This window comes from Streptomyces sp. NPDC007917 (assembly GCF_042959105.1).
Taxonomy (GTDB): Bacteria; Actinomycetota; Actinomycetes; order Streptomycetales; family Streptomycetaceae; genus Streptomyces.
In genome coordinates, this window is sequence record NZ_JBIBKK010000016.1 from 56,298 (window position 1) to 68,197 (window position 11,900).

Annotated in this window: 6 protein-coding genes and 1 pseudogene; 3 read left to right on the forward strand and 4 right to left on the reverse strand. The window is 73.9% G+C overall.

The features are described from left to right. Positions 1-15 precede the first annotated feature (15 nt). Positions 16-1,086: an isoafricanol synthase gene (locus ACFZDL_RS29100; protein ID WP_353594202.1), complete on the reverse strand. Its 1,071-nt coding sequence runs from the start codon at positions 1,084-1,086 to the stop codon at positions 16-18. Between the two features lie 249 nt (positions 1,087-1,335). Here ACFZDL_RS29100 and ACFZDL_RS29105 point away from each other — a divergent pair. Continuing rightward, positions 1,336-4,275: pseudogene (locus tag ACFZDL_RS29105) on the forward strand (ATP-binding protein). 107 nt (positions 4,276-4,382) lie between these two features. After that, on the forward strand, positions 4,383-4,883 hold the full coding sequence (locus ACFZDL_RS29110) for a hypothetical protein (RefSeq protein ID WP_353594205.1): 501 nt from the start codon (positions 4,383-4,385) through the stop codon (positions 4,881-4,883). Positions 4,884-5,164: 281 nt separating this feature from the next. Here ACFZDL_RS29110 and ACFZDL_RS29115 read toward each other — a convergent pair whose 3' ends face one another. Both ACFZDL_RS29115 and ACFZDL_RS29120 read right to left on the reverse strand, forming a co-directional pair. Next, positions 5,165-7,174 (reverse strand): N-acetylmuramoyl-L-alanine amidase, encoded by a 2,010-nt coding sequence (locus ACFZDL_RS29115; RefSeq protein WP_353594206.1) that lies wholly within the window; start codon positions 7,172-7,174, stop codon positions 5,165-5,167. Between the two features lie 231 nt (positions 7,175-7,405). After that, a complete protein-coding gene (locus ACFZDL_RS29120; RefSeq protein ID WP_353594207.1) occupies positions 7,406-8,497 on the reverse strand; it encodes an aminoglycoside phosphotransferase family protein in 1,092 nt (363 codons plus the stop codon). A 226-nt stretch (positions 8,498-8,723) separates the two neighbouring features. Between ACFZDL_RS29120 and ACFZDL_RS29125 the strand changes: the two genes are divergently transcribed. Continuing rightward, the gene (locus tag ACFZDL_RS29125) at positions 8,724-10,244 is read left to right on the forward strand and encodes a hypothetical protein (protein WP_353594208.1); all 1,521 of its coding nucleotides are present in this window, start codon (positions 8,724-8,726) and stop codon (positions 10,242-10,244) included. 12 nt (positions 10,245-10,256) lie between these two features. Here ACFZDL_RS29125 and ACFZDL_RS29130 read toward each other — a convergent pair whose 3' ends face one another. After that, on the reverse strand, positions 10,257-11,810 hold the full coding sequence (locus tag ACFZDL_RS29130) for a SpoIIE family protein phosphatase (protein ID WP_353594209.1): 1,554 nt from the start codon (positions 11,808-11,810) through the stop codon (positions 10,257-10,259). Positions 11,811-11,900: the final 90 nt, after the last annotated feature.

The window sequence follows — 11,900 nt, forward strand, 5'->3', positions numbered from 1 at the left end:
GGAACGATCCGGCCGTCAGGACGCCGACGTCGCACACGCGGCGAGGCCCGCCCACGGGCGCTGCCGCCCGCGGCTCACCGCCGCTATGCCGCGCTCGTCGTACCGGGCCGTCTTGTAGGACCAGGCCAGATTGCCCCGCATCACATGCCGCATGCCGTCCACATAGTGCGCGACGTGCCGCAGGGTGTCAGCCCCGGCCCCGGCGAGGAGCGCGGGAAGCCGCGCGGCGGTCTCCTCGAACCACCAGTAGCGGGCGTCGGCGAGGCGGGCGATGTGCCCCACCGCCTCCTCCAGGGTGCCGCCGGTGAGCTCCCGCTGGACGATCACGCTGTTGTGCACGTCCCCGGCGGCCAGCTCCTTGGCGAGGGAGACGATGTCATTGGTGAAGACCACCACATCGTCGGTGGCCTCCCGCATCCGCACGAGCGGAAAGCCGCCGTGCACCGCCTCCGGGAGGGTGTATCCGCCGAACCGCTCGTTGAGGTCCAGGCACGGCTGCACGCCGATCGAGTGGCGGCGCAGGGCCACCACCGCCTCCACCGAGCGCGGGCGGCTCCCGGTGCGGCCCAGCGCCTCGCGGTGGTAGGAGTGCAGATACTCCGTCCAGTGGCGGCGGAATCGTTCCCGCCACACCCGCGGCCTGCCCTGGTGGATACGGCGCCACAGATCGCGGAAGCTCTCGACGAGAGGGCCGCCGGGGCCGTGCCCGGCAGCCCTCTCGGCCGGCTCTTCCTCCTCCCGCGTCACCCGGACGACGGCGTCGAGCAGCCGCGCCACCTCCTGGGGACGGCATCCCAGCTCCCCGTCGAACTGGTCGTCGAAGACGAAGTACCACCCGCACAGATCATTGCCCAGGGCCAGGTCGGCGCCCGTCTCGCCCGGGTAGAAGTGCGCCGCCAGCAGATCGAAGCGCAGCGCGTCGTACTCCGCCACCGACCCGTCCCCCTGGAAGACGCCGTACCGCGACAGCCACGAAATGGTGTGCCGCCGCGCGGCCTCGGCGTCCGGGCTGATCAGATCGGCCGGTGGGAAGCCGAAGAGCGCCGCCGGCCGGTTGGCCGGTGGTGGTGAACCTGTCTTGTCCATGGTCCGTATCCGCCCCCTCAGGACATACGGGACCGCGCCGGCGCCAGGGACCGGCCCCCTCCGCGCCACGGTCCTCGCTGCACCCGGACATGGTGGCGTGGCCGCTGTTCCCTTCGATAGGGCGCATGGCGAATTGGCGTGTGCCAATGGCAATGCCGCCAGAAAATTCCTGCATACGGCGCTACGCAGCGTCCCGATCGGGCTACGCTCAGCTGTACCTGCCGAAGGGGTACGAGCGTGGCGGAGAACATGACACGACAGGGCCGGGGGCGCCGGACGCTGCTGGAGCGGGAGTCCGAACTCAGCGCCGTGGATCTCGCGTTGACCGAGCTGTGCGGGGATCCGGCCGAGGACCCGGCCGGGCCGCGCGCCGGCGGGGTGATCGCGTTCGCCGGGCCGGGCGGCGCCGGCAAGACCGCGCTGCTGGGCGAGGTACGGCGGCGGGCCGCCGCCCGTGGCTGCACGGTGCTCTCGGCGCGCGCCGGGGAGCAGGAGCAGGGCGTCGCCTTCCATGTCGTGCGCCAGCTCTTCCAGCCCGTGCTCGCGGCGACCGGAGAGGAGACCCACCGCAGGATCCTCGGCGGCTGGTACGACATCGTCGCGCCCGCCGTGGGCCTGGTGGTCTCGGCCGACGGCGGCTCGCCCGACCCGCACGGGGTGCGCGACGGCCTGGACTGGCTGGTGACCCGCTTCGCCGTCCAGCAGGCCCCGGTCGTCATGATCCTGGACGACGCCCACTGGGCCGACGCCGAATCCCTCGACTGGCTCACCCGGTTCGCGCCCCGCGCCGTGGATCTGCCCATGCTGCTCGCGGTCGGCTACCGCCCCGAGGAGCTGTCCGCCGACTCGGCGGCGCTGCGCGGGCTCACCGAGCGCCAGGGCTCGCGGCCGCGGCTGCTGGCGCCGCTCACCCCGGGCGCGGTCGGCCGGATCGTGCGCGAGGTGCTGGGCGCGGAGGCGGACGAGTCCTTCTGCCGCGAGTGCTGGGCGGTCACCGGCGGCAACCCCTTCGAGGTCCTCGAGCTCACCGCCAAGGTCCGTGAGCGCGATCTGAAACCGCAGTCGGTCAACCTCGCCCACTTGCGCGAGCTGGTCTCCACCGCCAAGGAAAGCGGCCTCAACGACCGGCTGAACCGGCTCGGCACCTCCGCCGTCCGGCTCGCCTGGGCCGTCGCGGTCCTCGGCAGCGAGGCCACCCCGGCCCTGGCCGCGGAGGTCGCGGGCCTGTCCACCACCGACACCGCGGAACTGATCCTGCGCCTGGCCGACGCCCGTATCTTCGCCCCGCCGCGCCCGGTACCGGCGGAGCGGCCTCTCGAATTCCTCCACCCGCTGATCGCCACCGCCGTCTACCGAGCGATCCCCGGCGCCCTGCGCGTGGCCATGCACGGCAGCGCCGCCGCCACGGTCCTGTCCGCGGGCCGCGGCTCCGGGGCCGCCGGCCGCCATCTGCTGGAGCTGCACCCGGAGGCCGACCCCTGGGTGGTGCGCCATCTGCGCGCGGCCGCCCGGGAGTACCTGCGGGCCGGCGCGCCCGACACCGCGCGCCGCTGCCTGGCCCGGGCGCTGCGCGAACCGCCCTCGCTGCAGGAGCGGCCCGCCGTGCTCTACGAACTGGGCTGCGCCGCCCAGCTCAGCGAGCCCGCAGTCACCGTCAACCACCTGCGGGCCGCCCTGGAGGAGCCCGCGCTCGGCCCGGAGCTGCGCGAGTCGGTCACCTACCGGCTGGCCTAGGCGTACGGCCACAGCGGCCGTATGGAGGAGGCCGCGCAGGTCGTGGCCGCCGAGGCCGGGCGGGCCACCAGCGCCCGCACCCGGCTGCGGATGCAGTCCGAGCAGATCATGTGGAACATGTTCCGCGCCGACGGCCAGGACTCGCCCGCCCGCTCCCGCCGACTGGCCCGGCTGGTCGACCGGCTCTCCGGCCACGGCATGGCCGAGCGCTATCTGCGGGGTCTGCGCGCCTTCGACGCGATGACCCGCGGCGAACCGGCCGCCACCGCCCTGCGCTACGCCGACGAGGCCCTGGGCGACGGCCTGAGCTGGACCGACGAGGAGTGGGGCTTCGAGGTGCCCATCCTGGTCGCCCTGACCTTCCTCCACTGCGACCAGCCGGGGCGCGCCGAGGAGCTGTTCGCGGACGGTGTCGCGGAGTGCGAGCGCAAGGGCTGGCGCGGCGCGCACCTGGCGTTCGGCCTGACCCTCCTCGGCCATGTCCGCTACCGCCGCGGGGCGCTCGCCGAGGCCGAGGAACTCGCCCGCGAGGGGCTGCGGATCGCCGACCTGGTCGGGCCGGAGACGCCCGCCCACTGGACCGCCGTCGGCACGCTCATCGAGACCCTGCTCAGCCGCGGCCGCGTCGAGGAGGCCCAGGAGTTCGCCGCCCGGCACTCCTGCGGCGGAAACACCCTCCAGGCCCTGCTGTGCCCGGACGTGCCGACCGTGCGCGGCGAACTGCTGCTGGCCCGCAACATGCACAGCGAGGCCCGGCAGCGGCTCACCGAGGTCGGCCACCGGATGGACCGGCGCGGTATGCGCAACCCCGCCTGGTGTCCCTGGCAGCTGCACCTGGCCCAGGCCCTGGCGCTGACCGAGCCGCGGCAGGCCGCCGACGTGGCCCGGGACGCGGTGCGCCGCGCCCGCCAGTTCGGCGCCCACTCCATGATCGGCCGGGCGCTGCACACCGCCGGGCTCGTGGCCCAGGGGCCGGAGCGGCTGAGGCTGCTGGCCGAGGCCGTCGACCACCTCGAACGCTCGCCGTCCGGCTACGACCTGGCCGTCGCCCTGGTCGACCACGGCACCGCCCTGCGCCGGATCGGGCTGCCGCAGGAGGCCGGGGAGCGGCTCTACCGCGGGCTGGAGGGCGCGGTGCAGTGCGGGGCCGACGCGCTCGCGGTGCGGGCCCGCGACGAGCTGTCCGCCACCGGGCTGCGCCCGCTGCAGCTGCGCGCCGACCACGGCTCCCCGCTCACCTCCCAGGAGCAGGCCGCCGCAGAGCGGGCCGCCCTCGGCTGGGACGACGACCGGATCGGCGATGAGCTGGGCCTGGCGGAGCGCGAGGTGGCCCAGGTGCTGTCCGGCGTGTACCGCAAGGTGGGCACCGACCGCACCGGGCTGGCCAAGGTCCTGGGCGCCCCGGCCGACCTCGCCATCGGCGCCCGTCTCCCGCGTCCGGTCTCCGGACGCTGACCCGGGCCCGGCCGCCCCGCGGCGGGGCCCGGCGGCGCGCCGTGCGGGGCCGTCGCCTCGCCGCTCCCCGAGGCTGATTCCGGCGCCGGGGCACGTACCATGTCCGCATGTCGTTCCTCCGCCGCCGCAGCCCCGCCACGCCCACCGGTCCGGACTTCGACGTCCTGGCCATGGACCCGGGGGACTGGCCCGGCGATCTCGGTGCCGGGCTGCTGCCCGCGGCCGACGGCAGCTGCCAGGGCGTCTTCCTGCGCTACGACCTGTTCGGAGGGCGCGGCCCCGCGATGATCATCGGGAATCTGCCCGAGGGGTCCCCGGCCCGCGAGCTGGCCGAAGGGCAGGTGCCGTTCGAGGTGACGCAGCTGCTGGCGGCCCTCGGGAACGATGAGCCGGTCCATGTGGTGGACACCGAGGACACCCCGGTCATGCACGAGGACAACCTCCTCATCGTGCGCCGCATCAAGCTCTCCGAGGGCCGGATCTCCTGCTCCCAGTTCGACCGCAGCGACGGTGTCCTGGTCACCATCGCCAGCTGGGACCGGCCCATCACCGACGACCTCTACCGGCTGCTCAAGCCACTGCCCGCGGAGATGTTCCAGCAGGGCTGAGGCCCGGCACCACTGGCGCGAGCCCAGGCCCGGCGCGCTGGAGGAGGTCCAGCGGCGCATCGACGAGAACGGCGACGGGAGTTCTTCACCTCGTACCCCGATCGGGTGATTGTCGCACGCCATGTCCGCCACCACCGGCGGCTGTTCGCGCGGCAGACGCCACGGAGGGTCGCGAGGTGGCCGTCCGGCACGAAGCCGACACGGTCACGCTCGCGGCCCTCCGCGGCCACACCTACACCTTCACCGCACGCGGCTGAACCGCGCCCGGGGCGAGCCCGCGGCTACCGGTCGGAGTGCTCGATCCGCACATCGGCTGCCCGGACGAACGCCACCCGGTGCCCGAACTGGATCTGGTAGTACGTGTCCTGGCCGCGCACCACCTTGTGGCCCGCCGGGTCGAAGGTGGTCGCCCACAGATACTCGCCCTGGGTCTTCAGCCCCAGCGCGTACCGCTGCCCCGCGAGCAGCTTGTACGGCAGCGGCGAGACGGCCTGCACCGGCACCCCCTCCGGGTACGCCTCCTTCTCCGGGTAGGCGCGGCCGTACACCGGCACCTCCGCCGCCCCCTCCTTCGGGGTGATGACCAGGCCCTTGCCGTTCACCGCGGTCGGCCGGCGCTTGGGGTTCTCGAACCAGGCCTTCTGCCCCAGGTACCAGATGGCCGTCCAGTCGCCCTGGCGCTCCGCGACCGCGAACTGCTGGCCGGTCGACGCGCGGGCTCCGGTGTCGTTGACGCCGGTCGTGGAGTCCGCCCCGCCGGGGCGCAGCCCGATGTCCTTGACCAGCGGGGCGTCCGCGCTCGGCGCGGTGTGCAGCCGCACCGCGCCCGAGCCGTGCGGGGCGCACGGCTGCCCGGCGGTGTCGCAGTCGGTGTACACGGGCTGGTGGGTGTCGTAGTCGGGGCGGATGGTGACGAGCCCGCCACCCGGGCCCGCGGTGGCGCGGAAGGGCGCGCCGAGGAGGGTGAAGTAGTGCGCCCAGTCCCAGTAGGGGCCGGGGTCGGTGTGCATCCCCTTGATGTTCGGGGTGGTGGTGCCGGGGACGTTGTCATGGCCCAGGATGTGCTGGCGGTCCAGCGGGATGTCGTACTTCCGCGCGAGATAGCGCACCAGCCGGGCCGAGGCGCGGTACATCGCCTCCGTGTACCAGGCGTCGGGGGCGGTCAGGAACCCCTCGTGCTCCAGGCCGATCGACTTGGCGTTGACGTACCAGTTGCCCGCGTGCCAGCCGACGTCCTTGAGCGCCAGGTGCTGGGCGATGTGCCCGTCGGCGGAGCGCAGGGTGTACTGCCAGGACACATACGTGGGGTCCTGGATCAGCTTGAGGCAGACGTCCCAGGTGCCTTCGGTGTCGTGGATGACGATGTAGTCGATCTTCTGGGACTCGGGGCGGTTGCCCAGGTCGTGGTTGCCGTAGTCGTTGTCGCCGAACTGCTCGTACGGCGCCGGGATCCACTCGCAGGAGACGCCCTTGGGGGCGTCGACGTTCGGATCCCGCGCGACGGACGGAAGTCCCAGTGTCCGCAGCTGCCGGGTGTCGGGGGACACCCCGGGCGCGGCCGGGAGCGAGACCGCCTCGCCCGAGGCCGTGGTGCGCGCCGCGCCGTCGCGGATCACCTCGAAGACGTCGTCGGCGAAGACAGCGGCGGCCGTGGCGTTGTCGGAGCCGGAGTAGGCCGCCACCGCCGCGTACCAGTCGGCCGGGTCCTCGCTCGACTCCAGCCCCAGCTTCTTCTGCTCGGCGGCCAGCAGGGCCGCGCCACCGCGCACATTGGCCGCCTCGTCGGAGCGCAGCGCCTCGGCGGACAGCCCGGTCAGCTCGGCGGCCCGCTCCAGCGTCCGCAGCCGCGCGGGCAACTGCCGCGGCTCGGGCACCTCGGTGTCGGGCACCCGACGGGCGCGCGCCAGGTCGCCGCGCGCGTCCTCCGCGCCGTGGCTGTGGTGCGGGGTGCGGGTCAGGGCGGTGGTCGCGTCGGTGAGGTGCATGGGGCCGTAGCCGCCGGTGACGCTGGGCGCGCCGCCGTGGCCGTCCCAGCGCGACTGCAGGTATGACACGCCCAGCAGCACGCTCAGCGGGACGCCGTACTCCTTCGCCGCGGCGGCGAAGGCCCGCTGCAGGGCGTCGCCCCCGGAGCGGGGCTCATCGGCCAGGGCGGCCGGGGCCTGGGCCGCGAGGGGGAGCAGAAAGGCGGCCGACGCGGCGGCGCCGGCCGTCCGCAGGGCGGTCCGTCGCGTGGGGCCGGGCGCCGGTCTGTTCGGGTCGTGCGCGCTGTCCTGTGCGGATCCTCGCATTACAGCCTCCTCCAAGGCGGGCCGAGCGTGCGCTGGTCATGCGTGCGGGCCGAGCCCACCTAGAGGTATCCGCTGCCGGGCGATCCGTCAATCATGTTCGACCGCTTGGGTGTTCGCACGTCAACGCCCATGCCGAGGCGCCCCCGGCTACCGCTGGGAGTGTCCCCGCCCGGCATGGGCGTGCGGGCCTGCGGCGCGTCACTGGTCCAGACCGATGACGCGCCCCGCGGCTCAACGGGTTCCGACCGCGGCCCGCACGGCACGCCGCGCGAGGGAGCAGTCGTCGTGCAGGCGGCGCAGCAGCAGACGCTGCTCCTCACCGGCCCCGACCGCGCCCGGAGCCAAGGGGGCGGGGTCGTGCATGGTGCGCTGCACGGCGGTTTCGTACTGGCGGATCTCCCGCGTCAGTACGAGCATCAGATTCACCAGGAAGGCGTCCCGCGCGTCGGGCCCCGCCGCCTGCGCCAGCTGGCTGATCTGGCGCCGCGGCCCCGGGGCGTCCCCGAGCGCGGTCCACAGCGTGGCCAGGTCGTACCCGGGCAGATACCAGCCCGCGTGGTCCCAGTCGATGAGAGCCGCCCCGGCGGGCGAGAGCAGGATGTTGTTCAGTAACGCGTCGCCGTGGCAGAACTGGCTCTGGCGGGCGGAGGTGTGCGCGAGGCCGCGCAGCAGCTTCCGCAGATCGCCCATGTCCCGGTCGGTGAGCAGCCCGAGCTCGTGGTAGCGCGCCAGCCGGGCGGCGTAGTCGATCGGCGCGTCGAACAGATCGGCGGGCGGCCGCCACAGATTGATCCGGCAGATGGCGCCCAGCGCGGCCCGCACGTCGGCGCGCGGCGGCGGCTCGGAGGGATGGCGCTGGGACGCCGCCACCCGCCCGGGCATCCGCTCGATGACCAGGGTGCAGTTGTCCGGATCCGCCGCGATCAGCCGGGGCACCCGGACCGGCGGGCGGTGGCGTACGAACGCCCGGTACATCGCTATTTCCCGCCGGAACCGCTCGGCCCAGGCCGGGGAGTGGTCCAGCAGGCACTTGGCGACCGCGGTGCTGCGGCCGGTGGTGCCGACCAGGAGCACGGACCGCCCGCTGCGCCGGAGCACCTGGACGGGGTTGAACTCCGGACAGATGCGGTGGACCGACGCGATCGCCGTGCGCAGCTGCGCTCCTTGCGGGCCGGACATGTCGAGTCTCCCGCTCAGCGGGCCGGGGCCCGGGGCCCGCCTCGCTCGCCCGCCGGGGGCGGGATCCAGGAACGGCCCGGCGCCGGGTGGCTGCCGACGGTAGGGCCGGGGCGGGGCGGACACGGAGGACGATGCTGCGTACATGGACAATACAGATCCCTTCGTGTTCCGACGAGTCGCGCGCCTCCCGGCCCCGGGTGAGGCCGCACCCTGGGGAATGCGGTCCGCCGGGCCGGGTGGCGCGGTCCTACACCACACCCGCCCGCGGGTGGCACACCATCTGGCGGACCCTGGCGAACCCTGGCGAATAGTCGCACGGGCCGTGACAGGACGGTTACTGTCAAGTCAGCCGAGAACCTGGGGGCTTGACGTGACGAGGGAACCCAACACCCGTCTCGCGGACCTGTTCGGCCTCGCCGGCTGGTCCAAGGGGGAACTCGCGAGGCTCGTGAACCGGAAGGCGGCGGCCATGGGCCATCCGCAGCTGGCGACCGACACCTCGCGGGTGCGGCGTTGGATCGACACCGGCGAGATGCCGCGCGATCCCGTGCCCAAGGTTTTGGCCGCCCTGTTCACCGAGCGCCTCGGTCGAGTCGTGACCATCGAGGACCTCGGGTTCGCACGGCAGGGGCGCGCGGGGAAGGGGCAGTCCGCGGACGGGCTGCTCTGGGCGCCCGAGTCCACGGCCGCGGTCCTCACCGAATTCACGGGAATGGACCTTATGTTCAACCGACGCGGCTTGGTGGGTGCGGGCGCCGCGCTCGCCGCAGGATCAGCCATCACCGGTGCCATGCACGACTGGCTGCACAGTGACCCGACGCTGGCCACCGACGCCCCCCGGACCGACGATCCGCTGTCCGCGGACTTCGCCGGCTTCGACCGCTACGAGGCGGCCCCCGTGGGCTCCCAGGAGATCGACGCGCTGGAACACTCGGTCGACGTCTTCCGCGCCTGGGACGCCGCCCGCGGTGGGGGGCTGCAGCGCAAGGCCGTGGTGGGCCAGCTCAACGAGGTGGGCGGGATGCTCGCCTATCGCCACCCCCCGGCGCTGCAGCGCCGGTTGTGGGGCGTCGCGGCCAACCTGGCCGTGCTCGCCGGCTGGATGTCCCATGACGTGGGCCTGGAGCCCACCGCTCAGAAGTACTTCGTCATCGCCGCGCACGCGGCCCGCGAGGGCGGCGACCGCCCCCGGGCGAGCGAGGCGCTGTCCCGTGCAGCCCGGCAGATGGTCCACCTGGGCCGGCCGGACGACGCACTCGATCTGATGAAACTCGCCAAGTCCGGGGCGGGCGAGGAGACACTGCCCCGCACCCGCGCCATGTTCTGCACCATCGAGGCCTGGGCGCAGGCGTCGATGGGCCACGGCCAGGCGGTGCGCCGCACCCTGGGCCAGGCGGAGGAGCTGTTCGTCTCGGACAAGGGGGATGTGCCGCCGCCGAGTTGGATGCAGCTGTTCAACGAGGCGGATCTGCACGGCATGGAGGGGCTGGTCTACCGCACGCTCGCGGAGCATGAGCCCGGTGCCGCGGCGATCGCCCAGCAGCATGCCAAGGAGGGGCTGCGGATGCGGGAGGAGGGCCGCGACCGGTCGCAGATCTTCGACCACATCTCCATGGCCTCGGCGTGCTTCATCGGCGACGATCCGGAGCAGGCCGACAAGTACGCGCGGCTGGCGCTGCTGACCATCGAGCACAACTCCTCCCACCGCACCTGGGACCGGCTGCGCGAGATGTACCGGCTCACCGGCCGGTACTCCACCAGCCCCGACATCCAGAGACTGCGCGAGGAGATCGAGCACCGGGCGCCGAGAGGGCTGGGGCCCAGGGGTTCGGCCCCGAAGACACCGGGCGACGGGGCGACGAGGGAAACCGGAAAGACGGCCGTGGTGTGATGGGCTGACGCGCTATGAGGTGACCCGCGCGACCAGCACGCACGCGTCGTCCTCGCGCCGCTCGTCGTCGAAAGCCTCCACCACGGCCCGTACGCACTCCTGTGCGCTGCGCGCGGTGGCGAACCGCGGTGCCAGCCCGAGCAGCCGCTCGGCCCCCGCATCACCGTCGGCGTCCGCGCCGAACGGCCAGAGTCCTCCGGTGTGCAGCACCAGCAGATCGCCGGGCTCGAGCCGAGCGCCGTGCTGGGTGTACGCCGCGCCCGGCGTGGCGCCGAGCAGTACGCCCTCCGGTGGCCGCAGGGCGCGCCCCGTCCCGTTGCGGAAGAGCAGCGGGGCGGGGTGCGCGGCCTGAGCCCACACCAGGGTGCGGGTGACGGGGTCGTACCGGCCGCATACGGCGCTGCCCAGGGCGGGCTGGGCGGAGGCGTCGAGCAGTTGGTTGAGCCAGCCCATCAAGGCGCCCGGCTCCACCCCGGCCACCGCCATCCCGCGCACCGCGCCGAGCAGCATCGCCACACCGGACGTGGCCGCCACGCCGTGGCCGGTGAGATCGCCGACGCTGAGCAGGGTCCGGCCGTCGGGCAGCTCCAGCGCGTCGTACCAGTCGCCGCCGATCTGTGCGCTGGTCGAGGCGGGGAAGTAGTGGGCGGCGAGGTCCAGGGCGGCGGCGCCTCCCGGGGCCGGCCGCGGGGAGCCGCGCCACACGGGCAGCACGGCCTGCTGCAGCTCGACCGCGACCCGGCGCTCGGTCTGCGCGATATGCCGCTGCTGCCGCAGCGAGTCACGGGTCTCGCGCACCGCGCGCTCACTGCGCCGCAGCTCGCTGACGTCCCGCAGCACGGCCCACATGGACGCCGTGCTGCCGTCGTCGTCGAGCACGGGCTCGCCCGACATATGGACGGTGCGCACCACGCCGTCGGCGCGCACGACGCGGAATTCCCCGTCGATCGGCTTGCCGTCGACGAGACAGTCGGTGACCAGCGCGGTCAGGGTCGGCTGGTCCTCGGAGAACACCCAGGAGGGCAGCTCGTCCAGGGTCAGCCCGCCCTCCTCACGGGCCCGGCCGAAGATCTGGTACAGCTCGTCGGACCAGGTCACGGCGTCGGTGAGGAGGTTCCACTCGGCGCTGCCGACGCGGCTCACCAGCGAGCCGTGCTCCCCGGGCCCGGCCTCCCGCGCGGATGTGGCGTAGGCGGAGCCCGGTGGCGGGGGCGGCTCGGCGGCGTAACCGGTGCCGGGCCATCGCCCTGTCCCCGTTGCCTCCGTTGTCTCCGTCTCCGTCTCCGAGGGCGCTTCGGCCTCGGCCGGGTCGGCGGGCAGCCCCTCGCGCAGCTGGTCCAGATTCCGGCCCAGGTCGTCCAGATGGTGGACCGCGAGGTCGCACAGCGCCCGCTGCCAGCGCAGCTGGGGGTCGTCCGCGTGGTCGATGTCCGCCGTGGTGTCCCGGCGGACGGCGTCGACGCCGCCGCGCAGCCGGCGGGTCTGTGAGATGAGCGCGTCGACCGTGTCCCTGGGCGGCTGGGGGGGCTGGGCTGCGGAATGGTCCGCGGAGCGGGGGGACGGCATGACGTTCTCCGATAAGGGCACGGCGTGGCCGGGTCGTGAGGGAAGGACCGGTAACGACTCTTGCACAGGCGGCGACGTTGCGTAAGCGGT

Excerpts from the sequence above, each read along its gene's own strand:
- ACFZDL_RS29115 (WP_353594206.1), bottom strand. The coding sequence starts at position 7,174 with ATGCGAGGATCCGCACAGGACAGCGCGCACGACCCGAACAGACCGGCG.
- ACFZDL_RS29110 (WP_353594205.1), top strand. The coding sequence starts at position 4,383 with ATGTCGTTCCTCCGCCGCCGCAGCCCCGCCACGCCCACCGGTCCGGAC.
- ACFZDL_RS29120 (WP_353594207.1), bottom strand. The coding sequence starts at position 8,497 with ATGTACGCAGCATCGTCCTCCGTGTCCGCCCCGCCCCGGCCCTACCGT.
- ACFZDL_RS29100 (WP_353594202.1), bottom strand. The coding sequence starts at position 1,086 with ATGGACAAGACAGGTTCACCACCACCGGCCAACCGGCCGGCGGCGCTC.
- ACFZDL_RS29130 (WP_353594209.1), bottom strand. The coding sequence starts at position 11,810 with ATGCCGTCCCCCCGCTCCGCGGACCATTCCGCAGCCCAGCCCCCCCAG.